Source organism: Mycobacterium sp. ML4 (genome assembly GCF_054515735.1).
In genome coordinates, this window is record NZ_JBTNSY010000034.1 from 20898 (window position 1) to 46444 (window position 25547).

A 25547-nucleotide genomic window follows, 5' to 3' on the forward strand; every position below is an offset into this window, starting at 1 on the left:
CCCGCGGTCCGATGACGCCGGGGCCCTTCCGGTGGATGTGACGCGTACGAGTGAACGGTTGGTGGCAGATGTCGTATGTGTCAGCGGCGCCCGACGCCATGGCGGGGGCAGCCGTGGAGGTCGCCGGGATCGGCTCGGCGATCAGCGCGGCTCGTGCGGCCGCTGCGTTACCGACCACCAGCGTGATTGTCGCGGCCCAGGACGAGGTTTCGGCGGCGATCGCAGAGATGTTCGGCTCCTATGGGCAGGCCTATCAGCAGTTGAGCGCGCAAGCCGCTCGGTTCGACCAGCAGTTCGTCCAGACTTTAGCCGCCGCCGGCGCGTCATACGCGGCTGCCGAGGCCGCCGCCGCCTCGCCGTTGCAGGCGGCGGGACGGCTCGTGTCGGGGGCGCTGAATGCTCCGACCGAGGCGTTGTTGGGGCGGCCGTTGATCGGTAATGGTGCTGCCGGGACGGCGTCGAGCCCCGACGGGCAGCCCGGGGGTGTGTTGTACGGCAACGGCGGTGCGGGGTTCAGCTATACCGGCGGCACCACAACTCAGACCGGTGGTGCGGGGGGTGCGGCGGGGTTGATCGGGTCCGGTGGGGCCGGCGGGGCCGGCTGGCTGGGTGGCGCCGGTGGCGCTGGGGGCCGTGGCGGTTACTTATTCGGCACCGGCGGGGCCGGTGGGGCCGGCGGGAGCGGAGCGCCGGGTGCGGCGGGTTTCAACGGTGCCAACGGCGGGACCGGCGGGGCCGCGGGCCGGGCCGGGTTGTTCGGGGACGGCGGGGCCGGCGGGCAGGGTGGCCAGGGTGGGGCCGCGGGCGGTCTGAACCCCACGACACTGGTCAACGGCACGGCCGGCGGCAGTGGCGGTGCCGGGGGGACCGGTGGCGGTGGCGGGTTCCTGTACGGCGTTTCGGGAGCCGGTGGCGCCGGTGGGGCCGGGGGCGACGGTAACGCCGGCGCCGGAGGGCTGTATGGCGGGGCGGGCGGCGTCGGCGGTCTGGGCGGTGTGGCCGGGTTGTTGTCCGGGCCGGGCGGCGAAGGCGGCACCGGCGGGGCCGGCGGGGCCAGCGGGTTGGTGAGCGGCGGCGCCGGCGGGACGGGCGGAACCGGTGGAACCGGGGCGTTGCTGTTCGGTGCCGGTGGGGCCGGCGGAGTGGGCGGCGCGGGCGCCAGCGGCAGCGTTATCGGCGGGTACGGCGATGGCGGCGCCGGCGGCGCCGGGGGCGACGGCGGGGCCGGGGGCTGGTCGTACGGCAATGGTGGTGCCGGCGGGGCCGGTGGGGCCGGCGGCGACTCCTACGAACCGGGCCATTCCGGAGCTAACGCCGGAAGCGGCGGTAACGGTGGGGCCGCCAGGCTGATCGGTACCGGCGGCCCCGGTGGACTGGGCGCCACCGGCGGGGCCGGTGGACCGAGTGCCGGCCCGGTGGGACAGGGAAACGCCGGCGCGGGCGGACTCAACGGCGTCCCGGGAACCACCGGGCTGGCGTTCGGGGACCCCGCTGCGCTCGCCGGCACCTGGCACCCCTCCGGCTCCCCGCTGCAACAGGGTGTGCTGGGGGCGCTGAACTCTCCCACCGAGGCGTTGTTGGGGCGGCCGTTGGTCGGTGACGGTGCCGCCGGGACGGCGTCGAGTCCCGATGGGCGGCCCGGGGGGTTGCTGTACGGCAATGGCGGTGCAGGGTTCAGCTATATCGGCGGCACGTCGAGTCGAACCGGTGGAGCGGGGGGTGCGGCGGGGTTGATCGGGTCCGGCGGGGCCGGCGGGGCCGGCTGGCTGGGTGGCGCCGGTGGGGCGGGTGGCCATGGCGGTTATCTGTTCGGCACCGGCGGGGCCGGCGGGGCCGGCGGCAACGCCGCACCGGGTGCGGTGGGCTTCAACGGGGCCAACGGCGGGACCGGTGGGGCCGGGGGCAGGGCCGGGTTGTTCGGGGACGGCGGGGCCGGCGGACTGGGCGGCCAGGGTGGTGCCGCGGGCGGTAAAAACGCCACGACACTGGTTATTGGGGTTGCCGGCGGCAGTGGCGGCGCCGGCGGCGTCGGAGGCGGTGCCGGGTTGCTGTATGGGATTTCAGCGGCCGGTGGCGCCGGTGGGGCCGGAGGTGGCGGTAACGCCGCCGCCGGAGGTTTGCATGGCGGGATGGGCGGTGCCGGCGGCGTCGGAGGTGTCGCCGGGTTGTTCGGGCCGGGCGGCGACGGCGGGGCCGGCGGGGCCGGCGGGGCCAGCGGGTTGGTCAGCGGCGGGGCCGGCGGCACGGGCGGCACCGGCGGGTTGGGGGCATTGCTCTTCGGGACCGGCGGAGCCGGTGGCGCCGGCGGCATGGGCGGCAGCGGCAACCCCGGAGGCGGGTACGGCGATGGCGGTCCCGGCGGCGCGGGCGGTGCCGCCGGCAACGGCGGCAGCCCCAACAACGGCGGCGTCGGCGGGGCCGGCGGGGCCGGCGGCAACTCCTACCGGGCCGGCCATTCCGGAGGTAACGGCGGCAACGGCGGTAACGGTGGGGCCGCCGGGCTCGTCGGAGACGGCGGAGCCGGAGGACTGGGCGCCGCCGGCGGGGCCGGCGGACCGAGTGCCGGCCCGGTGGGACAGGGAAACGCCGGCGCGACCGGACTCAATGGCGTCGCGGGACCCGACGGTGGCTGAGGCGCGGTGCTGACGCCTTAATGACCCGACCCGGCCGCCGCCCGCGACTCCAGCAGGCGGTTGCGCACCAGGTGCTCGACGAGAATCGGGACGAACGTCTGCACCGGGGCGTCGACGAACTGCTGGGCGGCTTCTTCACACCATTGCAGAATCTGCGGCCGTAGCTGGGCGGTGCGCTGCTCGTCGCCGCGGCCTTCGTGCTGGGCCAGCTTCTCTGCGACGTCGGCAACAGATCGCGCGGTCAGGGAACGGCTCGCGGCGGTGACATCGTCGCCGGCGCCCGAACGTACGTCCTGCAGGGCCTGTTCGCCACTGTGGTCGGCGGCGTCTGGCGAGATGACCTGCAGGCTCAGATGGTGGCCGTCCTGACCGATCAGGATGATGCTGGCCGGCTCGTCACCGCTGAAGCCGAGCAATTCGACGGTGCGCCCGTCGACCTCGATCGCCGCCGGCACGGCATCCCAGCCGTTGTGGTGGTAGCCGACCATCGCGATCGGTCCCAGCTGTTCCGACATCGACGTGATCAGGCCCGGCAGTTCGTCGACCAGCCGCTTGGACCGCGGCCACCAGGCTCCGTCGATGTGCTCCGAAACCGGGCGAAAGGGCTTGATCTCCAACCGGGTTGGGCCCTGCATTGTCTCACCACCTGTCCACCGAGTGCCCTGAGTGACCCCACGGTACGGTCGCCGGGAATAGCTCGCGAGCGCAGCGGCCCAACGGCGGGCGAACTTTCGGTTAAGCGCTCGGTGCGAGATCGTTCACGCCGGAGATCAGGCCGCGCACCGCCCGCGACGCACGCTCCATCAGGTCGGGCGCCAGCACCGCCACCAGACTCGCCGCCGTCGCGGCCAGCAGCGCCTGGCCCCAACCGACCGGGCCCACCGGAGTGCAGCCGAACAGCCGGCTCAGACCCGGGGTCGACACCACCACACCGAGCACGACGAGGGAGCCCACCGCCGTGGCGACCACCAGCCCGCTGCGCGAGTCGGCCAGCGTCTGCAACAGCTGGGTGGCGACCAGTCCGATCAGCGCGACCGTCGCCGCGCGCCGCCGGGTACCGGTGACGCGGGCCATCAGCCACGCCAGCATGGCCCCGGTGGTGGTGGCGACGCCACGAATGCCGATCGCGCGCCACATCGCCGCCTCGTCGTGTTCGACCTCGCCGTTGCGGCGCTGCGGGCTGACGGCAAGGGCGGCCGCCGGCAGCGCATCGGTGAGCATGTTGACCAACAGCATCTGCCGGGCGTTGAGCACCGACCGGCCGGTCAGCAGGGTGGTGACCAACGCGAAGCACAGCTCGCCGGTGTTGCCGCCCAACAGCACCGACACCGCCGAATGCACGCGCTGCCACAGCTCCCGGCCCTCGTCGAGAGCGTCCATCAGCGCCTCGATCCGCCCGTCGAGCAACACCATGTCAGCGGCCGTTCGCGCGGCGTCGCTGCCGCGCGCGGCCATCCCGATGCCCACGCTTGCGGCCCGGATCGCGGCGGCGTCGTTGACGCCGTCGCCGACCATCGCGGTGACCAGCCCGGCTCGCTCCAGCGTCTGGACCACCTCCACCTTGTGTTCCGGCGACATCCGGGCGAACACCAGGCGCGACCGGACCGCCTCCGCACGTTGCGTGGCCGGCAGAGCCTCCCAGTCGTTGCCGGTCATCACCTGGCCGGCGGCGACGTCGATGCCCAGATCCCGGGCGATCGCGGTGGCGGTGGCGGGATGATCACCGGTGATCAGCCGCACCCCGATGTCGCGCTCGGCCAGGCCGGTGAGGACGGACCGGGCCAGCGGCCGTGGCGTGTCAGCCAGCCCGAGCAGTCCGACCGGGGTGAGTCCGTAGCCGCATAGCGCTTCCAGCAGGTCCGGATCGGCCGCCGCTGCCTTCGCCTGCGAGCGGGTGAGCCGCCGCTCGGCCACCGTCAGCACCCGGAAGCCGTCTTTGGCCATCTCCTCGACCGCCCGGGCCAGCGGTCCGTCTTCGCGGTCCAACGCCGACGTCAACACCTCCGGCGATCCCTTGATGGTCAGCCGGTTGCCGACGAGCGCGGCCGCGAACGGGCGACCGGACTGGAATGGCAGGAACGCCTCACGGGTCAACCGCGGTTGCGCCGGAGAGCCGTCCGCGCGCAGCGACGGATCGTCGGCCGCTCGGACGATGGCGTCGTCGGTGGCATGTTCGACCCGGTGGGAGTGCCTGGAGTAGGTCGTGCTCAGCGCCGCGTCCAGCACCTGCCCGGCGGCGAAACCCGTCGACGGGCGAACCGTTTTCACCTTCAGCCGATTCTCACTCAGCGTGCCCGTCTTGTCGAAGCACACCACGTTCAACCGGGCCAGCGCCTCCACGGCATGGGCGTTGCGGATCAGCACCGACTCGCCGCTGAGCCGGCGCGCGGCGGCCAGCTGAGCCAGCGTCACGACCAGCGTCAAACCCTCCGGAATGGCCGCGACGATCAATGTGACGGCGCTGGACACCGCGTCGCGCAGGGGGGTACCCCGGGCGACGCTGAGCACACCGACCAGCCCTCCACCGGCGACGCTGAAGGGCAACGCCCGCTTGGTGATTCGGCTCAGTTGACGCTGCAGGCCGATCTCCCGGGACTTCCGCGGCGTCATCGCCAGCGCGCGGCGCATCTCGGTCCGCGAACCGACGGCGGTGACTACGGCCACTGCGGTGCCGGCCACCACCGTGGTGCCGGCATAGAGCATGCAGGTCCGCTCGGCCAGCGGCGCACCCGGTGTCGCTCGCGTCTGCTTGGACACCGGCAGCGACTCGCCGGTCAACGTGGATTCGTCGACCTCGACATTCGAGGTGTGCAACAGCCGCGCGTCGGCGGGAACCACCTCCTCGGCGCGGACCTCGATGATGTCGCCGCGCCGCAGTCGTCCGGCGGGTACCTTCTCGCGCCGGCCGCCCGCCAGCGGACCTACCCGGCGCCGCGCGGTCGGATCCTGAATCGCCAGCAGGCGGTTGAGGATCCGCTCGGCGCGCAGCTGCTGCTCGGCCGACAGCGCGGCGTTGAGCAGCAGCACGTTGCCCACCAGGAACGCGTCCACCGGTGATCCGAGCAGCGCGCTGGCCGCCGCGCCGGTGGCCAGCAGCGGCGTGATCGGGTCCGACAGATCGTTGCGCATTTCGTTGGCGAAGTCGCGGGCGAGTCGCCACGACGACCGCAACGCAGCGCGCACCGGCGACAACCGCCGGCCCGGCGTCGCTTCGGGACGTTCGTCCGGTGGGCGCGGCAGCAACCGCTGCACCTCGTCCACCGGCAGCCCGTGCCAGTCGTGTCCGGCCTCGGGTTCGGGCACCGGGTCGACGAAAACCTTTGCGCCGGAACGCAATCCGAACCAGAGGCTGGCGGCCATGCCGACATTGACCGATACCGAACTGCGGCCGGGCACTCCCGGGATCAGCATCAGTGCCCCGATCGCCGAGGCTGAGGCCGACAGCCGGATGGCGCTCTCGGTGGCGGCGCGCGCGGCCGGCAGCGCGTGCAGCACCCGCCAGGCGCCGGTGAGGTCGGCGACGACGATGTCGGCGCCCCAGGGCGGCGCGGCCCCCCGCCGCGATACCCCCACCGTGACGTCGGACCGGTGCGCGCCCCGCAACGCCGATGTGGTCAGCAACGCCACCGTGGCGCCGCCGTCTTTCAGGTCCGCGACGGCCGCCGCCAGTGCCTCGTCGACCGATCCGTCCAACGGATAGAGGTGGTCGAATCCCTGTGCCAGCGAACGTAATCCGTCGTCCTCGAGGCACAGCACCCGCGGCCGTGACCGGCGGGCCTCGGTGATGACCGCCGCGGCCAGCGGATCGCGCACCGGGCTGATCAGCGCCGATCCGGCGTCGCCGGCCCCCGGGATGCCGGCGATGTCGTGCCACCCCGGCGCCAGCCCGTCGTTGCCCAGTGCCGCGCGCACCGCCTCCCAGATGTCGGTGCGCTGCGAATCAGGCACGCCCACAATGCGACTCACCGTCAACTCGTCGGTGTACAACACGCGGGGGTCGATCATGATGGCGTCGACACGGTCGAGCAGCCGCAGCGCGCGGGGGTGCAGGACCAGTGCGTCGTGTTGGGCGGTCAGGCCACGGCTCATCCCGCAGCCGAACGCCTCCCGGATGGCGCGCAGCGGCTTGGGCACGGCGGCCAGCGCCGCTGCGCCGGCCGCGTCCGGGTTGCGCGAGATCAGACCGACGGCCGTCGCCGCGCCGATTCCCGCCACCCCGATCCGGTCGGCATACCGTTCGGCCGGCCCGTCGGGGGGATCGGAGGCGACTTCGGCGATAACCGGCCCGGATGCCGGGTCGTCGCCCAGCGCCGGCTCATGCCGGTACCAGGCGAGCCGACCGTTCCACGCCTCAGCCGCCAGCAGCACGCAGGTGGCGGCCTCGGCGGCCGCCGCGGCCGGCGACACCGTCAACGCGGCCGCGGCGGCGTTGACCACGCCGAACAGCAGGTCGGCGCCGTCGGGTCCGAGGCGTCGCTGTACCTGCCGGCGCAGCCGCGGCAGGTGGTCGGCCAGGGTGGGCGGCACCGCCAGCAGGTCGGGCAGCCGCGGCAGCCGCAAGACGCTGCCGGTCAGCGAAAGGCCAAGGCCCACAGTGGCCGCGGTGGCCGCGGCGGTGCGGCCCAGCAGCACCGCGTCATCAGCGGGCAGGCTCGTCGGCAGTTGCCGCGCCGGCCGGGGGCGCCCCCGCCGTTCGGCATCTGCCACGATCCGGCACAGCTGCGCCGTCGAGGGCGCCCCGGCCTCGGTGTTCACGGTGACCACCACTCGGGCCAGGGTGTGGTTCAGGTGAGCCGTGCGCACCCCCGGCGTGGCCCGGACCGCGGCCAGCACGTTTGCTGACGTCGTCGCCGCGTGCTCGTCACCGAGTCCGCGCACCTCGATCCAGCGCCGTGCACCGTTGCTACTGGTGCGGCGTAGCGGGGGTCCGCCCGCCGTCTCGATCGCCACGCCCGCGGCGGTGCGTGCCAGAGCCGGGAGATCGGGCATGGCCCGCGAAATGGACCGGCCCACGGCCGTCGTGGCGCCGCCACCCAGCAGCGCCGTGCCGGCTACCAAGCCGAAACCGGGCAGACGCATAGACTGAACACTAGTCCGGCGAACGGTGCCCCCACAGGAGTGTTTGGGTGAACCTTCCAATGCCCTTTGTCACTTGCGTAAACGGCCCGAATGCGAAACAGTCACGCAATGGCGTCAGCACCGAAGGTGACCGACGCGCCGATCTCCCAGCCCCTGCGCCCGAATTCGGTTGCGGCTGCGCCGATTGACGACGTGCTGCGCTGGTTGGACAGCTCGGCGGCCGGTCTGTCCAGCAGTGCAGCGGCCGCCCGGTTGCAGCGCTACGGCGCAAACGTGGTGCGGACTCATCGCGTGAATGCGCTGGCGATCCTCGCCCGCCAACTGCGCAACGCGGTGCTCATTCTGCTGGCCGTCACAGCCGCTGTGTCCTACTTCCTCGGCGACAGCGTGCAGGCCCTGATCATCGGCGTCATCCTGGTGGCCAGCACCGGTTTGAGCTTTTTCAACGAATACCGCGCCGAGAACGCCGCGGCGCGGTTGCACGCCGGTGTCCATCATCGCGCGATGGTGCGACGCGACGGCGAGTTCGTCACCGTCGACGTGACCGAGCTCGTCCGCGGCGACGTGATCCGGTTGTCGCTGGGCGAGGCGGTGCCCGCCGACGTCCGGCTGATCGAGGTCTCCGGTCTGGAATGCGACGAGGGCATCCTGACCGGAGAATCGACCGGTGTGGAGAAGTCGCCGCAACGGGTGCCGGAGGCGACGGCTCTGGGCGACCTGACCGACCTGGCGTTCATGGGCACCATCGTCAGCGCGGGAGAGGGCACCGCGGTGGTGTACGCCACCGGCAGGAACGCCGAATTCGGGCGTATCGCAGCCGGTTTGGACACGCGGCAGCCCGAAACGGAGTTCCAGGTCGGGTTGCGGCGGTTCTCCTACCTGCTGTTGCAGGTGGCGATAGCGCTGATGGTCGTTATTTTGGCCAGCAATCTGCTGCTGGAAAAGCCGGTGATCGATTCCGTGCTGTTCTCGCTGGCGATCGCGGTGGGCATCACCCCGCAATTGCTGCCCGCCGTGGTCAGCACCAGTCTGGCCACCGGATCCAGGCAACTGGCCCGGGCCAAGGTGCTGGTCAAGCGGTTGGTCTGCATCGAAGACCTCGGCGACATCGACATCCTGATCACGGACAAGACGGGCACCCTCACCGAGGGCCGGATCAGGCTGGTCGACACGATCGACGCGACCGGCGCGCCCAGCGACACAGTGCTGCGGCTCGGCCTGCTGGCCACCGACGTCGACCCGGAATGCGGCGGAGCCAGCGCCAATGCCCTCGATGCCGCGCTGTGGGAGGCGCCGCGGTCGCAGCGACTGGTCGGCGGCGCGCGCCGGGTCGCGATGTCGCCCTTCGACCATGAGCGCCGGGCCACCTCGGCGTTGGTCGATGACGGCGCAACCCGTCTGCTCATCGTCAAGGGTGCGCCCGAACAGGTACTGAGCCGGTGCCAGGGGGTGCCGGCGGCGGTGCACGAGACGCTGGACGCCCTGTTCGCCGCGGGCCGCCGCGTGGTGGCGGTGGCCGTCAAACCCGCGGACCAGCTGACCGTGATCACTCCCGACGACGAATGCGCGCTGACGCTGGCCGGTGTGCTGGTATTCGCCGACGAACCCAAACCTGCCGCGCGCCAGTCCCTGACGACCCTGGCCGGGCTGGGCATCGAACTCAAGATCGCCACCGGCGACAATCCGCGGGTAGCCGAAAAGGTCTGCGCGGAACTTCATTTGGCATCCCACGGCACTATCAGTGGCGTCGAGCTGGAGGAACTCGACGACGACGAGTTCGCCGACGCCGCTCGTGAGCACACCATCTTCGCCCGTATCTCTCCCGAGCAGAAGGCGCGCCTGATCGAGGCGCTGCGGCGTAGCGGACGGTCGGTGGGCTTCCTGGGCGACGGCGTCAACGACGCGCTGGCTCTGCACGCCGCCGACGTCGGTATCTCCGTCGACAGCGCCACCGACGTCGCCAAGGATGCGGCCGATGTGCTGCTGCTGGAAAAAGACCTGGGTGTGCTGGCCACCGGCGTGGCCGAGGGCCGGCGGATCTTCGCCAACACCGTCAAGTACGTGCTGATGGGTACCTCCAGCAACTTCGGCAATATGTTCAGCGCCGCCGCGGCCTCGGCGCTGCTGCCCTTTCTGCCGATGCTGCCCAGCCAGATCCTGCTGAACAACCTGCTCTACGACAGCTCGCAGTTGCCGATCGCGACCGACCGCGTCGACGAAGAACAACTGCAAGCGCCCTCGCACTGGGACGTCGCGTTCATCCGCCGGTTCATGATGATCTTCGGACCGATCAGTTCACTGTTCGACTTCATGACCTTCGGGTTGATGCTGGGCGTGCTGGACGCCGGCGCCGTCGAGTTCCGCACCGGCTGGTTCGTGGAATCGCTTGCGACGCAGACACTGATCATCTTCGCGATCCGCACCCGCAAGGTTCCGTTCTTCCGCAGCCGGCCGAGTGGCCTGCTGACGGCCACCAGCCTGACGGTGGTCGCCATCGCTGTCGTCCTCACATTGTCCCCGCTGGCCGCCGCCCTGGGCTTCACCACGCTGCCGTGGCAGTTCTACGCCGCCCTCGGCGGCTTCGTCGTGGTCTACCTGATTCTCGTCGAGCTGGCCAAGGCGATGTTCTATGCCGAACCGGTGCGCATCGCCGGCCAGCCACACCGCACCCGGGGACGGGCCCACCGCATCCGCCGGCGCGCCGCCCGTTTCTATCATCACCGTGTCTAGCGAATTGTGCCGCACGCGCCCGTTCGGGTGGATAGTCTCACTCGCGATGGAGCCTGCACTGATCGGCGTTCGGGACGCCTTGGGGCCGGTTCGGGTGCGACTGCGGGGCGGGCCTGTGTTGTCCGAATTGACCGACCGCTTCGGTGTCCGGGCCGCAGCGAAGGTGCTGGCCGGTGAAGTGGTCGACGCCGACGGCGCGGTGATCGACGGCGCGACGGTAATGCCCAGCGGATCCAGCGTGTACCTCTACCGGGATCTGCCCGACGAAGTCCCGGTGCCGTTCGACGTCCCGGTGCTCTACCGCGACGACGACATCGTCGTGGTCGACAAGCCGCACTTCCTGGCCACCACGCCGCGGGGCCGGCACGTGGCCCAGACGGCGCTGGTGCGGTTGCGCTGCAGCCTGGGCCTGCCCGAGCTCAGCCCGGCCCACCGTCTGGACCGGCTGACCGCCGGGGTGTTGCTGTTCACCACCCGTCGCGAGCTGCGGGGGCCCTACCAGACACTGTTCGCCCGCGGGCTGGTAGCCAAGACCTATCTGGCCCGTGCCGCGGTCGACCCGCAGCTGGTGTTTCCGCGGGTGGTGCGGAGCCGAATCATCAAGCGGCGCGGGCAGTTACAGGCGGTGACCGAGGCCGGGCCGGCCAACGCCGAGACGTTGGTGCAACTCCGGTCACCCGACGGTCTCTACCGTTTGACGCCGCGCACCGGACGCACCCATCAACTGCGGGTGCACATGGCGTCCCTCGGCTTACCGATCACCGGTGATCCGTTGTATCCCAACATCGTCGACGTCGCCGACGATGACTTCAGCACGCCGCTGCGGTTGCTGGCCCACCGGATGGAATTCGACGATCCGGTCACCGGGTCGCACCGCGAATTCGTCAGCCGTCGAGAGGAGAACTGGATATGAGTGAAGACAACGCGCTCGTCATCGTCGCGGGCTATCAGGACATCGATACCGCGCGCAGCGACTTCGAGAACCTGACCGGACAGGCCAACGCCAAGACGTTGCCGTTGCAGGGTGCGATTCTGGTCGGAAAGGACGCCGGGGGCAACGGGGTGCTGCTGGACACCGGCAACAAGCTCGGTCGCCGCGGGGCCGCGTGGGGCGCGGGCGCGGGTCTGGCCGTCGGCTTGTTCTCACCGGCGTTGCTGGCCAGTGCGGCCTTCGGCGCGGCGGCCGGCGCGCTGGCGGGAACCTTCGCCCACCATCGGATCAAGAGCGGACTGGCGGACAAGATCGGCGAAGCGCTGTCGGCGGGCAGCGCCCTGATCATCGCGGTGACCCCGGCGCAGGGCCGGCTGACGGTGGAACAGGCAATGGCCGGATCGCCGATGAAATCGGTTGCCGAGCTGAGCCGTTCGACGCTGCGGGCGCTGGGTTCGGCACTGCAGGAGGCGATGGGCAAGTTCAACCCCGATCGCACCAGGCTGCCGATAGCCCAGCGCAGCTTCGGCGGAACCATCGGCCGCACCGTCGCCGAGTCGGTGGGGGACTGGACGATCGTTCCCGGCGCCAGTGCGCCGGACAACGCGCCCAACGTGCTGATCGTGTTGATCGACGACGCCGGCTTCGGTGGCCCGGACACCTTCGGCGGCGGCATCAGCACCCCGGCGCTGTCCCGGGTGGCCGAGAAGGGGTTGACCTACAACCGATTTCACGTGACCGCTGTCTGCTCGCCGACCCGGGCGGCGTTGCTGACCGGGCGCAACCACCACCGGGTGGGGTTCGGATCGGTGTGCGAATTTCCCGGCCCCTACCCGGGCTACGCCACGGTGCTCCCCCGCAGCTGCGCTGCACTGCCCCGGATCCTGCGCGACAACGGTTACGTGACAGGCGCTTTCGGCAAATGGCATCTGACCCCGGACAACGTCCAGGGCGCGGCGGGGCCGTTCGACAACTGGCCGCTGGGTTGGGGATTCGACCATTTCTGGGGCTTCCCGAGCGGCGCCGCCGGACAGTACGACCCGATCATCACACAGGACAACACCGTCTTCGGCATCCCGGAGGCGACGGGTGAGCGGCCGTATTTCTTCCCCGACGACCTGACCGACAAGGCCGTCGAATGGCTGCATACCGTGCGCGCCCAGAACTCCACCAAGCCGTGGATGATGTACTACGCCACCGGCGCCACCCACGCGCCGCACCACGTGTTCAAGGAATGGGCCGACAAGTACAAAGGGCAGTTCGACGAAGGCTGGGATGTGTACCGGCAGAAGACATTCGAACGCCAGAAGGCAATGGGCATCATTCCGCCGGACGCCGAACTCACCGAGCGGCCCGGCCTCTTCCCGGCCTGGGACAGCCTCACCGACAACCAGCGCAGGCTCTACGCACGGCAGATGGAGGTGTTCGCCGGGTTCTCCGAGAACGCGGACTGGAACGTCGGCCGGCTGCTCGACGCGATCGAAGAACTCGGCGAGGCCGACAACACGCTGGTCATCTACATCTGGGGCGACAACGGCGCCAGCATGGAAGGCACCAACACCGGCTCGTTCAACGAGATGACCTTCCTCAACGGTCTGGATCTCGACGCCGACCAGCAGCTGGCGCTGATCGAGCAGTACGGGGGCATCGAAGCGCTCGGCAATGAGTTCACCGCGCCGCATTTCGCCTCGGGCTGGGCGCACGCCAACAACACGCCGTTCCAATGGGGCAAACAGATGGCCAGCCATCTCGGCGGCACCCGCGACCCCATGGTGGTCGCCTGGCCGAGCCGGATCCAGCCCGACGGCCGGCTGCGCGGCCAATTCACCCACTGCATCGACATCGCGCCAACGGTGTTGGAGGCCATCGGGTTACCGGTGCCCACCAGCGTGGACGGGTTCGAACAGGAGCCGATGGACGGCACGAGTTTCCTGCCGTCATTCGACGATGCGGGAGCCCAAGAGCACCGCACCGTGCAGTATTTCGAGATGTTCGGCAGCCGCGCGATCTATCAGGACGGGTGGTGGGCCTGTGCCCGGCTGGACCGGGCGCCGTGGGATCTGTCACCGGAGACCATGCAGCGTTTCGCGCCGGGCAATTACGACCCGGAGCAGGACGTCTGGGAACTCTATTACCTGCCCGAGGACTTCTCGCAATCGAGGAACATCGCGGCCGAACACCCGCAGAAGCTCACCGAACTGCGCGAGCTGTGGTGGGCAGAGGCCGAGCGCAACCGGGTCTTGCCGTTGCTGGGCGGACTCGCGGTGATGTTCGGTGATCTGCCGCCGCTGCCGACCACCACCCGGTTCGCCTTCCGGGGCGACGTCCAGAACATTCAACGTGGGATGGTGCCGCGGATCTACGGCCGCTCCTACGCGATCGAAGCGCGCCTGACGGTCCCCGAGGACGCGCAGGGCGTGATCGTCGCCAACGCCGATTTCATGGGCGGCTTCGCCCTCTGGGTCGACGAGCATCGCCGGCTACACCACACCTATTCCTTCCTGGGAGTTGAGACCTACCGGCAGACGTCCACCGAAGCAATCCCCCCCGGCGAGGTCACCGTCCGGATGCTGTTCGAATCGCAGCGCCCCGTCGTCGGTTCGGGCGGCCGGGTGACATTGTGGGCCGGCGACCGTCAGATCGGCGAGGGTGAACTGCCGCAGACGGTCAGCCTGTCCTTCACGTCGTACGCGGGGCTGGACGTCGGTCGAGACAACGGGCTGGTCGTCGACCGCGATTACGAGGACAAGGCGCCGTATGCGTTCACCGGCACCGTCAAAGAGGTTGTCTTCGACCTCATGCCGGTGACGCCGGAGACCGAGATGGCGTTGCACAAACACGCCTCGGTCCAGGCCGTGGGACGCGGAGCGGCCGGTTAGCCCGAATCGCCCAGCAGGTCGTCCAGGCCTTGTTGAATACCTGCCTCGATTTGCTCGCGCATAGTTCCCCGGCTCGGGAACGCGGGGGCGCCTTCGCAGCCACAGCTGAGGACGCCGAACACATCGGGGTCGGCGGCGGCCGGATTCGCGGTTGCCACCGCGGCGCTGAGGGTGATGGCAACGCAGGACAACACTCTTCCGATCAAACAGATCACTCCCGGCGACGTGGGTACCTCCCAGAGTAGAAACTCGTGCCGCATCGAGCGTTACGGCACAGTAAAGGATTTGCTACGGACTTGCGTGATGATGCCGCGGGCAGTACGCGGCGACGCTCACGCCGACGAAGTAACCGGCATGATAGCCGTCCAGATTGCTGCTTGACGCCACCTCGTTTGCGACGTCGGGCTTCTGCCTGCCGTTGTCGAGTTCGTCGCACACCTGGTGCGCGGCCTGCAGCGCGGCCTGTGGTGACCCGAAGTTGATGCCGTGGCCCTGCAGCGCGTTCAGGAATTGGCTGTCTATGGCGTCGGCCCGGGCGGCCGGTGTTGCCACCGCAGTCAGAGCCGCCAGGGCAGTCAACAGACCGGCGCTCAGGACGAGCGTTCGCAGCAGGGCGCGCGTGCGACGGACAGCCATAGCTGGAACCTCCCCCAGACAAGTGTGACGTAACGCGATGCTTACATTACGATCATCGCACGTGGCAAGGGGTGGCGGGCGACATCCCTGCACTGCGTGACGGTGGTTGGGTCAGTTGTCCGGACAGTGAACCGGTCGCAAACTGCGGCTGAAATCATCGAATCCGAATGGGTTCACCACCCGCTGAGGGTAAATCCCGGCGTCGCGAACTTGCTACCATTCCGCATGGCTGCGAGAAAGACCCTGATTGCGCCGGTATCCGTCGAGGAAATGAATTGAACCTCAATCGTTTTGGCGCCTGGCTGGCTGTTCTGGCCATCGGCGCCACGGCTGTGACGGCGTGTGCCGATCAGAAGGTCGCCGCGCCCGGCGCGAGCACCGCAGCGGCTGCGGCCCGGGCGGACTGTGCGGGCCGGCCGACGCTGAAGGCCAGTGGCTCCAGCGCCCAGGCCAACGCGATGACCCGCTTCGCCAAGGCTTTCGAACAGGTCTGCCCCGGTCATTCGGTGAACTACACCGCCAACGGTTCGGGCGCGGGAATCAGCGAGTTCCTGCGCGGGCAAACCGATTTCGCCGGTTCGGATTCACCGCTGAGCAAGAACGAGTACGCCAGGGCGCAGCAGCGGTGCGGGTCACCGGTGTGGAATCTGCCGGTGGTGTTCGGACCCATCGCCATCGCCTACCACCTCGCCGGGGTACCCTCGCTGAACTTGGACGGGCCCACAGCAGCCAGGGTCTTCGGCGGCGCGATCACCACGTGGAACGATCCTGCGATCCGGGCGCTCAACGCCGGCGTGAACCTGCCCGCCGAGCCGATCCGGGTGGTGTTTCGAAGCGACCAGTCCGGCACCTCCGACAACTTCCAGAGATATCTCGATACCGCCGGCGGTGACGCCTGGGGCAAGGGGGCGGGGAAGGTGTTCAACGGCGGCGTCGGGGAGGGCGCCGCGGGCAGCGACGGTGTCGCCGCGGCGGTGGCACAGGCCGAAGGGTCGGTGACTTACGTCGAGTGGTCCTTCGCCCTGGCGCAACACCTGAGCGTAGCCAAGGTCGTCACCTCAGCCGGACCGGATCCGGTCGGCGTCGACGTCGATTCGGTGGGCAAGACGATCTCGTCCGCCTGGTTCATCAGGGAGGGCAACGACCTGGCCTTCGACACCATCTCGTTCTACCGGCCGAATCAGCCCGGCGCGTATCCGATCGTGCTGGCGACGTACGAGATCGTCTGCTCGAAGTATCCGGACTCCGAACTCGGTGCGGCCGTGAAGGCGTTCCTCAAAATCGCCACCGGTGCCGGCCAGAGCGGCCTGGCGGACAACGGATACGCGCCGGTACCCGACGGGTTGCGGCCGCGGCTGGCGGCGGCGATCAACGCGCTGTCGTGAGGGTCGGCGGACCACCGACGCGCAATGTTCCTGGGTATTTCCTTTCGAAGTCCGCGCAATGTTTCGCGAAAATTTACCTGAGTTGACATTGTGTAGGGCATGGATTTCATCGGACTGCCACCCGAGGTCACGTCGGCGCTGATTCACTCCGGGCCGGGCGCCGAACCTCTGGTTGAGGCCTCCTATGCGTGGCAGCGCCTCGGCTACGACCTGGAGGAGTCTGTCCGTGCCTATTCGCCGGTGCTGGCGTCGGTGTCCGAAGCCTGGAGCGGGCCGGCCTCGACCGCGATGATCGACTCGGTGGGGACCTATCTCACCTGGCTGGGTGGTACCGCGCAGCAGTGCCTGGCCGTGGGTTCGGCGGCCCGGACCGCGGCCGGCGCGTTCGGTACCGTGCTCGCCGCCGTGGTGCCGCCGTCAGCGGTCAGCGCCAACCGCGCCCAGCTCGCGCGGTTGCTGGCCACCAACGGGCTGGGCAAGAACCTGGCGGCGATCGCCGAGACCGAGGCGCAGTACGAACGCATGTGGGTGAACAACGCCGCCGCCATGTACCGCTACCAGGCGGCTTCGGCGCAGGCCCTGCAGCTGCCGCTGTTCGCCTCGCCGCCGTCGATCACAACGCCGCAAGGGCCGGCCGCGCAGGCCCAGGCGGTGCAGACCGCGTCGGCCTCCTCGACGTCCACCAACGTGTCCTCCGCGCTCGCCAATGCCGCTGCGGCAGTGGCGCCCGCCGACGCGGTTGCGCCGCCGGTATCCCCGATCGACACAATCCTGCAGGCGATCGGCGTCACCTTCGACCCCAACCAGGGCTGGTTCGGATTGGCCAACACCTACACCAACCAGTTCATCTCGTCGGGTTTCCCGATCAACATGCTTAGCTATCTGGCGCAGAACACCTCGGCCCAGGCGCTGCAGGCGGTGGCTCCCGATATCGCGGCGGGTCTGTCGGAGGGTGAGTCAGCCTTCGGGGAGAGTGCGGCGACTTTTGCCAACGCGGTCAGCGCCCTGGGCTCGGCAGAACCGGCAGCGGCGATGGGGGTTGCCGTGCCGATGGGCAACCTTTCGGCGCCGCCGGCTGCGACCGCGGTATTGACCGGCGCGCACATGCCGGTGCAACTCGCGGCGGCGGCTACCCCGATTCCCGCCGCTGAGCTCGGTGCTGATGCCGGCGCCGGGTTCCCGATGCTGCCGCCGCTGATGGCACCGCCGATCTCGGCGGGCAGCGGCTGGAAGAAACGCAAAGAGCCCAAGTACGAAGACATCGCGATGGGGCTGGAACTCAAGGGCACCTTCATGACCCGGCCGCCGTCCGCGGGGTGAGCGCCGACGACGGGACCGACGGCGCGGGATCGATCGGTACGTTTGACGGCATGCCATGGGCGCGATTGCTCTTGCTCACCGTGCTGCTGGCCTGTCTGGCCGGCTGCACCGAGCGGCAGGTGGCGGCAGCCCGGGCGCGCGACCAGGCGGGGATATTTCCCTATGGCGGGCTGAACCGGACGTATCTGGTACATGTGCCGCCGGGGCCGCCGGTCGGGTTGGTGCTCAATCTGCACGGCGGCGGCGGCACCGGCGCCGGGCAGCGTAACCTGACCGACTTCGACTCCGTCGCCGACGCCAACGGCCTGCTGGTTGTTTACCCCGACGGTTACGACAAGAGCTGGGCCGACGGGCGGGGCGCCTCCCCGGCCGACCGCAAACGTGTGGACGACGTCGGTTTCCTGGTCTCCCTGGTGAATAAGCTTCGCGATGATTTCAAGGTCCCGGCCGGGCACATCTTCGCCACCGGCATGTCCAACGGCGGATTCATGTCCAACCGTCTGGCGTGCGACCGCGCCGACATGTTCGCCGCGATCGCACCGATCTCCGGCACCCTGGGCGTCGGCGTGGCATGCAACCCGTCCCGCCCGGTGTCGGTGCTGGACGCTCACGGCACCGGTGATCCGGTGGTGCCCTACAACGGCGGTGACGTTCGCGGCCGCGGCGGGTTGAGCCACGCCATCTCGGTGACTAGTCTGCTGGACCGGTGGCGGGCCGTCGACCGTTGTCAGGGGAATCCCACGGTCGAGGATTTGCCCAGCGTCAACGACGGAACCGTGGTGCGCCGGTATGCCGCCTCGGCGTGTGCGGACAACACCGAAGTGGTTCTGTACCGGATCGAGAAGGGTGGCCACACCTGGCCGGGCGGCAAGCAGTACCTGCCGAAGACGGTGATCGGGGCCACCACCCGGGTGTTCGACGGCTCCCAGGTGATCGCCGAGTTCTTCCTGAGCCACGGCCGCGACTGACCCGGCGCCGGTTCAGCGCTGGCAGGAGGGGCACCAGTACTGCACCCGCTGCGCGTCGCCGTCGTGGGCGATGGGTGTGCGGCAGCGCCGACACGGTTGCCCGGCCCGCCCGTAGACCCACACCTGCCGGCCTGCCCGGGTGTCGCCGGTGGTGGTGCGGTTTCGGCGAGAGCGATTGGCCCACAACATCTCCCGGGCACGCGAGACCAGGCGCAGCGGATCGGCGATGTCGCGCACCGGCGCGGTCGGCAGGTGCCCGCTGACGAAACACAACTCGTTGCTGTACACGTTGCCGACCCCGGCCATCACGCGCTGGTCGAGCAACGCCTCGGAGATCGGACGATCCGGGTCGGCGATCAGGTTGGCGGCGGCAACCCGGGCGTCCCAGTCGTTGCCGAGCAGGTCGGGCCCCAGATGCGCGACAGCGGTGGTGTCGTGGTCGCGCTCGAGGATCTCCAGCACGCCCAGATCGATGCCGACGGCCCGAATCTCACCCGCTTCCAAGATGATTCGTGCCCGGTGATCGACCCGCTGCCTGCCGACCCGCCAGCTGCCGTCCATTTTCAGATGGGAGTGGATGCTGGCGGGCCCGACTCGGATGAACAGGTGCTTGCCCCGGCTGAGCACCTCGTCGACCACGTGACCGGTGAGGTCTACGGTGGCGAATTTGGGCACCCGCACATCGCAACGGGTCAGGGTGCGTCCCTGCAGGTGCTCGCGCAGCGTGGCGGCGGTGTGCCAGACGGTGTCACCTTCGGGCATGACTACCGCAGTCGCAATCCGCGGGGCGTACGCGCGAACCCCGCCTCGGCCAGGGCGGCCAGCGCCGGCCCGGCCGGGGAGTCCGGCTGCAGCACGGAGACCCCATTGGCCCGCTCGACCAGCAGGGATGCCACCCGCCGGCCGGAGACCAGTTCGGCCAGCGCGATGGCCGCCGCGTGGTTGGCGTCGGGGTCGTCGGTGAACATCAGCAGGGAGCGGCCACCGCGTTCGGAGAACCAGCACAACTGGCCGTCCACCAACACCACCAGCGCCCCGGCTTTGCGACCCGGCCGCGCTGAGCCCTCGGCCGCCGAATCGGGCCACGGCAGCGCCGCGCCGTACGGATTAGCCGGGTCGGTGGCTGCCAGCACCACCGCGCGGTAATCCGGTCGCTGCGGATCCACCCCGTCGAGATAGCTGCGCAGCCGGTCCACGGTCGAGGCGACCGCGAACTGCGCGCCTCCCAGGGACTCGATGAAGTAGCCGCGCTGGCAGCGGCCGGCGTCTTCGAATGCGCTCAACACCTTGTACAGCGCGGCGAAGCCGCCCGGCACACCTTCGGCGGCCACCGCGCCCTTGGTCAGCACGCCGTGACGGTTCAGCAGCAACTCGGCCTGGAAATGGGCCCGCAGCGTGGAGTCCGGTTCTCGCGCAGGCAGCGCCGACCATCGCCCGGCGACCGTCGGGTCGGCGGTGCGTTGCTGCGGATGCGCGACGCTGTAACGGCTCAGCCGCGGTGCACGCCGGGTGCGGTGTGCGGGTGCCGACCTTCTGCGCGGGCCCGTGCTGCCACCCAGCAGCGCGCGCACCGGGGCGAACGTGTCGCCGGTGACCCAGCCGGCCCAGACGAGTTCCCACAGCGCCGCTTTCAGCTCCGATTCCGAGCCGCCGGCCGCGGCAAGCTGGCGGAAGAAGTACGCTCCGCCGCCGGACAGCGCGTCCAAGATCCCGCGGTGGACATCGGTGAACTCGATCTCGGCAGGTGGGGACAGCGTCAGCGCCGCGGAGTCAGCGGGGTGCAGCGCGACCCAGCCGTCGCTGCCCGAGATCGATCCGGCACCCGACCAGGTGACCTCACCGGTGGCCAGCAGCTCGTCGAGCAGGGCGGGGGAGTAGTCGCGTACGCGCGGCCCAAGTACCAGCGGTTCCAGCGCCGACGCCGGGATCCGCACCCCCGCCAGCTGATCGATGACCGCCGCCAATCGGTCCACGCCGGCCTCGGACGTACCCACCTGGTGCCAGGCCGGCAGGAACCGGCCATATGCGGCGGTGCTGACCGGCTCGACCTGAGCACGCAGCGCGGCCAGCGACCGGCGCCGCAGGATGCGCAACACGTCGGCGTCACACCACTGTTCGGATCCGGCGCCGCCGGTAGTCACGGCGACGAATTCGCCGCGCACCAGACGGCCGTCGGCAGCCAGGCGGCCCAACACGTCGGCGGTCACCCGCAAGCCCAAACCGAACCGTGCGGCCGCCTGTGCGGTGCTGAACGGTGTATTGGTGCGGGCGAAGCGGCCGAGCAGCTCGCCCAGCGGATCGGCCACCGACTCGGTGAACGCCGCCGGCAGGCCCACCGGCACCGCCGCGCCGACACCGTCGCGGAGCCGGCCGATGTCCTCGACGGCAACCCACCAGCGCTGTCCTGCGAACGACACGGTCAGTGCGCGGCGGGCGGCACGCAGACCTTCCAGCCAGCCCCCGACGTCCGCGGCGTTCGCGCGGGCCGCCACCTCCTGCTCGGTCAGCGGACCCAGCAGCCGCAGCAGATCGGCAACGCCTTCGGCGTCCCGGGCGGCCCGGTCGGCCGAGAGGTGTTGCAGCTGGCGCCCGGTGCCGGCGATGACGTCGGGATCAAGCAGCTCGCGCAGTTCGACGCGGCCCAGCAGTTCGGCCAGCAGCGTGCTGTCCAGCGACAGGGCCGCGGCGCGGCGCTCGGCCAGCGGGACATCGCCCTCGTACATGAAGGCGCCGACGTAACCGAACAACAGTGAGGCGGCAAACGGTGAAGGACGGTCGGTTTCGGCTTCAAACACCCGCACCTTGCGTTGGGCGATCTGCGCCATCAGGGTGCACAGGGTGGGAACGTCGTACACGTCCTGCAGGCATTCCCGGATGGTCTCCAGCACGATCGGGAAGTCGGGGTATTTGCGCGCCACCTCCAGCAGCCGGGCGGCACGCTGCCGCTGCTGCCACAGCGGGGAGCGCCGGCCGGGATGGCGGCGGGGCAGCAACAGGGCGCGGGCGGCCGACTCCCGGAACCGCGACGCGAACAGCGCCGACTCGCCGACCTCCGCGGTGACGATCGGGTCGATCTCGTCGGGATCGAATACGAACAGTTCGGCCGCCGGCGGGGTGTCCCCGTCGCCGAATCCGGTATCGGGCAGCCGCACCACGATGCCGTCGTCGGACGCGGTCGGTTTCTCGTCGAGGCCGTACCGTTCGCGCAGCCGCCGCCCCACCGCAAGCGCGAGGGGGCCGTGCACCTGCAATCCGTACGGCGAGTGCAGGACCACCCGCCAGTCACCGAGTTCGTCTCGGAACCGTTCCACCAGCAGCGTGGCGTCGGTGGGAACCACTCGCGTCGCGGCCCGCTGCTCGTCCAGCAGCCGCCACAGGTTGTCCGTCGCGTACTCGTCGAAACCCAAACCGGCACAACGTTTGTCGAATTCCTCCCGGGTCAGCGCGGCCAGCTCTCCGGTGAGCGCGCCGAGCGCGGCGCCGAGCTCCGCGGGACGGCCGGCGTTGTCACCGCGCCAGAACGGCAACCGCGCGGGCTGTCCGGGTGCGGGTACCACCAGCACGCGGTCGTGGGTGATCTCGACGATGCGCCAACTGGTGGCGCCCAGTGAGATGACATCACCGGGGCGAGACTCGTACACCATCTCCTCGTCGAGTTCGCCCACCCGCGAGGGTTTCTCGGAGTCGGTGGCGAGGTAGACGGCGAACAACCCGCGGTCGGGTATGGCGCCGCCGGAGGTGACGGCCAGGCGCTGTGCACCGGGCCGCGCGGTGAGTGTGCCGCGATCGCGGTCGTAGACCAGCCGCGGCCGAAGCTCGGCGAAATCGGTCGACGGGTACTTGCCCGACAGCAGATCCAGGGTCGCTTCGAACACGCTGCGCGGCAGTGTCGCGAACGGCGCGCTTCGCCGCACGGTGTCGAACCAGCGGTCGGCGTCAAGTGGCTCGAGCGCGGCTGCCGCGACCGTCTGCTGGGCCAGGATGTCCAGCGGGTTGGCGGGCACCCGCATGGTTTCGATCTGCCCGGTCAGCATGCGCTGCACGCTCACCGCGCAGCCGATCAGGTCGGTGCGGTATTTGGGGAACAACACCCCGCGTGAGACCTCACCGACCTGGTGGCCGGCCCGCCCGATGCGCTGCAGACCGCTGGCCACCGATGGTGGGGCCTCCACCTGGATCACCAGATCGACAGCGCCCATGTCGATGCCGAGTTCGAGGCTGGAAGTGGCCACCACCGCTTTGAGCTGTCCGCTCTTGAGGTCTTCCTCGACGATTGCGCGTTGTTCCTTGCTCACCGATCCGTGGTGAGCGCGGGCAAGCAGCGTCGGGGCGCCGAAGGTCTGGCCGCTGGCCATGACATGGGCCGGCGCGCCACCGGCCACCTGCGCATTGCCGCCCGAAGGCAGCTCGACTCCCGCGCGTTCGGCGTGAATCTCGTTGAGCCGTGCGGTGAGTCGCTCGGCCAGCCGCCGCGAGTTGGCGAACACGATGGTCGAGTTGTGCGATTCGATCAGGTCGACCAGCCGCGCCTCGACGTCCGGCCAGATCGAGTTGTTGGTCAGGTTGGCCATGTCGGGTACCGGCACCTGCACCGAGAGCTCGACGGTCTTGGCTGAGGGCGGCGCGACGATCGTGGTCGGGGACTGCCCGGACAGAAACCGCGCCAGCTCTTCGGGCGGTCGCACCGTGGCCGAAAGCCCGATGCGCTGGGCCGGTGGTCCGCTGCGCAGCTCGTCCAGGCGCTCCAGCGACAACGCCAGGTGCGCGCCGCGCTTGGTGGCCGCGATCGCGTGGATCTCGTCGACGATGACGGTTCGCACGCCCGCCAGGATTTCCCGGGCCGCCGAGGTCAACATCAGGAACAACGACTCGGGGGTGGTGATCAGCACGTCCGGCGGCGAGTTGATGAGCTGGCGGCGCTGAGCGGGCGGAGTATCTCCGGAACGCACGCCCACACTGATCGCGGGCGCGGGCAGGCCGCGGGCCTGCGCCAGCCGGGTCAGCCCGGTTAGCGGAGTGCGCAGGTTGCGTTCGACGTCGACGGCGAGCGCTTTGAGCGGGGAGACATACAACACCCGGGTCCCGGTGGGACGGTCCGGTGCGGCCAGGCCGGCGAGGCTGTCCAACGCCCATAGGAACGCCGCCAGCGTCTTACCCGAGCCGGTGGGCGCGATGACCAGCGTGTTGTGTCCGTCGGCGATCGCCGTCCAGGCCTGGGCCTGGGCGGTGGTGGGCGCGGCGAAGGTGCTGGCGAACCAATCGCGGGTGATCGGGCTGAACCGCGCCAGGGCCGATGCGACCTCCGGGCCCGGTATCGAAGTGCTCACCCCTGCCATGGTGCCAAGGGGTACCGACAAGCCGAGCCGGCCGGCTACACCTGCGGCTTGAAGCGGGCGGTCGCCATGGCCTCGGCCAGCTGCGGCGGGATCTCCGGCACCCTGGCGATCGAGTCCAGCAGCGTGTGCGCGCAGGCATCCGCGAGCCGGTCGGCTTCCAGCGTCTGGTCCATGATCCGCTGCCGACAGGTTTCGAAGGTGAACGCCAGCCAGCCGTGGATGACCACCCGCAGGTCGCGTTCGACCTCGGGTTCCAGCGCGCCCTGTCCCGGTATCCCGCCCACGACCTCGGTGATGCGGTTCATGATGTGTTCCATCTGGCGGTTTTTCGCTTCGTCGTCGATGCCGAGCAGAACCGGGTCCGAGCGGCCCAGGCCCACGTACGCCGCCCAGGCGGCCTCCGGATTCTGTTCGTGGTAGGCCATGTAGGCCAGCACACCCATCCGGATCTCCTCGAACATGGTCATGCCCGGAGACGGCTCGGTGTTGGTTGCCGCGTACAGCCGGTCCGCTTCATCCCTGACGACAGCGGCGAAGAATGCCCGCTTGTCCGGGAAATAGTGGTACATGAGCGCGCGCGACACCCCGGCACGCTCGGCAATCTCGTCGATCCGCACCTCGTCGTAGGGTCGCTTACCGAAGACCTCCGCCCCCAGAGCGAGCAGTTCGGCGCGTCGATCCTCGGGGGATAACCGCCTCCTGGCTGTCGCCATGAGAACCGATCTTACTCATGCGGCATAAGTTTGCCGCCACCCGAGGTCGGCGGCGATGGCCCAGCCTGTGGCGATGCTGTGAGCCGTACCGCACTCGGTTTGCTGGGCGTACCCGCCGGGTATTGACTCAAAAACGCGTCGCGGCTATCAACAAACGGCAACCGCCGCGAGCGATGCGCGAGATACAAGAGGTGCTCCGATGCATACAGCAGACGAGAAATTGCGTGGTGACCGGGCCGGTCGCGACGACAGGGAAGTCCACGCCGCCCTCCGGTTCGCCGCGCTGGCCACGGCCGCCGGGGTGGGCTTCGTGATCGTCGCCGCCTTGTGGGTCAGTACCTGCGGCGGCGCCAGCGTGGACACGGTGGCGTGTGGTGCGCCCGAGCGGACGATGCTGGCGTTCGGCGGTCCGCTGATCCTGCTGTTCGCCGGCGTGTGGGCTTTTGTGCGCACCTACCGGGTGTGGCGCGACCGGGGCACCTGGTGGGGTTGGCACGGTGCCGGGTGGTTTCTGCTGACGCTGATGCTCGTCGCGCTGTCGATGGGGGTCCCGCCGATCGCCGGGCCGGCCCTCGCAATCTGAGGTTCGCGGGCAAAACCGGTGCCCCGCGTCGGCGACCGGCCAGTCGGGCGGTTTGCGTCGCAAAGATCACAACGGAAAACTCGCTCGCCGGAGTTTTATCCACGTCGACAACGGGGTATCTGGTCTGCACCATGATGAGTACCGGCACGTTCGCATTGGCGTGGTCACCCCATCGTGGGGCACAGAATCACGAAAGCACCGACACTGATCGCTACGACCAGAACGACCAGCAACATCATCCCGGCAACCACCACGGCGCGCCCCGTTGGGCGCGTGCGTACTATGTCGGTCACGTCTGCCTCGCCGGCAACTGGTTGAATACCCGGTGGCGATCATGACCAACCGACTCGACCC

At 69.9% G+C, this 25547-nt stretch carries 15 protein-coding genes; 8 read left to right on the plus strand and 7 right to left on the minus strand.

Going from position 1 to position 25547, the window contains the following annotated elements; all coding sequences use genetic code 11:
- Window positions 1–68 precede the first annotated feature (68 nt).
- Entirely contained in the window at window positions 69–2633 is a 2565-nt protein-coding gene (locus ACX9NE_RS26570) for a PE family protein (RefSeq protein ID WP_459364642.1), read from the plus strand.
- 17 nt (window positions 2634–2650) lie between these two features.
- Here the strand turns inward: ACX9NE_RS26570 and ACX9NE_RS26575 are convergent, their stop codons facing one another.
- Both ACX9NE_RS26575 and ACX9NE_RS26580 read right to left on the minus strand, forming a co-directional pair.
- A complete protein-coding gene (locus ACX9NE_RS26575; protein WP_459364641.1) occupies window positions 2651–3268 on the minus strand; it encodes a DUF5994 family protein in 618 nt (205 codons plus the stop codon).
- 100 nt (window positions 3269–3368) lie between these two features.
- On the minus strand, window positions 3369–7712 hold the full coding sequence (locus ACX9NE_RS26580; RefSeq protein WP_459364640.1) for a cation-translocating P-type ATPase: 4344 nt from the start codon (window positions 7710–7712) through the stop codon (window positions 3369–3371).
- 108 nt (window positions 7713–7820) lie between these two features.
- Between ACX9NE_RS26580 and mgtA the strand changes: the two genes are divergently transcribed.
- From mgtA to ACX9NE_RS26595, 3 genes are read left to right on the plus strand one after another with little or no spacing between them, the layout of a single operon-like run.
- On the plus strand, window positions 7821–10442 hold the full coding sequence (gene mgtA, locus ACX9NE_RS26585) for a magnesium-translocating P-type ATPase (protein WP_459364639.1): 2622 nt from the start codon (window positions 7821–7823) through the stop codon (window positions 10440–10442).
- 46 nt (window positions 10443–10488) lie between these two features.
- Window positions 10489–11355 (plus strand): pseudouridine synthase, encoded by an 867-nt coding sequence (locus ACX9NE_RS26590; RefSeq protein ID WP_459364638.1) that lies wholly within the window; start codon window positions 10489–10491, stop codon window positions 11353–11355.
- The gene (locus tag ACX9NE_RS26595; RefSeq protein WP_459364637.1) at window positions 11352–14252 is read left to right on the plus strand and encodes an arylsulfatase; all 2901 of its coding nucleotides are present in this window, start codon (window positions 11352–11354) and stop codon (window positions 14250–14252) included. The genes ACX9NE_RS26590 and ACX9NE_RS26595 overlap by 4 nt, the downstream gene beginning before the upstream one ends.
- Here the strand turns inward: ACX9NE_RS26595 and ACX9NE_RS26600 are convergent.
- Complete coding sequence (locus ACX9NE_RS26600) at window positions 14249–14512, minus strand: hypothetical protein (RefSeq protein ID WP_459364636.1); 264 nt, start codon at window positions 14510–14512, stop codon at window positions 14249–14251. The two genes, ACX9NE_RS26595 and ACX9NE_RS26600, sit on opposite strands and share 4 nt — an antisense overlap.
- A 28-nt stretch (window positions 14513–14540) precedes the next feature.
- Complete coding sequence (locus ACX9NE_RS26605; protein ID WP_459364635.1) at window positions 14541–14888, minus strand: DUF732 domain-containing protein; 348 nt, start codon at window positions 14886–14888, stop codon at window positions 14541–14543.
- Window positions 14889–15163: 275 nt separating this feature from the next.
- Here ACX9NE_RS26605 and pstS point away from each other — a divergent pair, with 275 nt between their 5' ends.
- From pstS to ACX9NE_RS26620, 3 genes are all read left to right on the plus strand, one after another.
- Entirely contained in the window at window positions 15164–16273 is a 1110-nt protein-coding gene (gene pstS, locus ACX9NE_RS26610) for a phosphate ABC transporter substrate-binding protein PstS (protein ID WP_459364634.1), read from the plus strand.
- 99 nt (window positions 16274–16372) lie between these two features.
- The gene (locus ACX9NE_RS26615; RefSeq protein WP_459364633.1) at window positions 16373–17593 is read left to right on the plus strand and encodes a PPE family protein; all 1221 of its coding nucleotides are present in this window, start codon (window positions 16373–16375) and stop codon (window positions 17591–17593) included.
- A 50-nt stretch (window positions 17594–17643) separates the two neighbouring features.
- The gene (locus ACX9NE_RS26620) at window positions 17644–18561 is read left to right on the plus strand and encodes an extracellular catalytic domain type 1 short-chain-length polyhydroxyalkanoate depolymerase (protein WP_459364664.1); all 918 of its coding nucleotides are present in this window, start codon (window positions 17644–17646) and stop codon (window positions 18559–18561) included.
- A gap of 12 nt (window positions 18562–18573) precedes the next feature.
- Here ACX9NE_RS26620 and nei2 read toward each other — a convergent pair whose 3' ends face one another.
- Genes nei2 through ACX9NE_RS26635 form a run of 3 tightly spaced genes read right to left on the minus strand, consistent with a single transcriptional unit; the run spans window position 18574 to window position 24610 of the window.
- Window positions 18574–19323, minus strand: a complete 750-nt coding sequence (gene nei2, locus ACX9NE_RS26625; RefSeq protein WP_459364632.1) for an endonuclease VIII Nei2 — start codon at window positions 19321–19323, stop codon at window positions 18574–18576.
- A 2-nt stretch (window positions 19324–19325) separates the two neighbouring features.
- Window positions 19326–23876 (minus strand): ATP-dependent helicase, encoded by a 4551-nt coding sequence (locus ACX9NE_RS26630; RefSeq protein WP_459364663.1) that lies wholly within the window; start codon window positions 23874–23876, stop codon window positions 19326–19328.
- A 56-nt stretch (window positions 23877–23932) separates the two neighbouring features.
- On the minus strand, window positions 23933–24610 hold the full coding sequence (locus ACX9NE_RS26635; protein ID WP_459364631.1) for a TetR/AcrR family transcriptional regulator: 678 nt from the start codon (window positions 24608–24610) through the stop codon (window positions 23933–23935).
- A gap of 199 nt (window positions 24611–24809) precedes the next feature.
- Between ACX9NE_RS26635 and ACX9NE_RS26640 the strand changes: the two genes are divergently transcribed.
- Entirely contained in the window at window positions 24810–25193 is a 384-nt protein-coding gene (locus tag ACX9NE_RS26640) for a hypothetical protein (RefSeq protein WP_459364630.1), read from the plus strand.
- The last annotated feature ends 354 nt before the right edge of the window (window positions 25194–25547 follow it).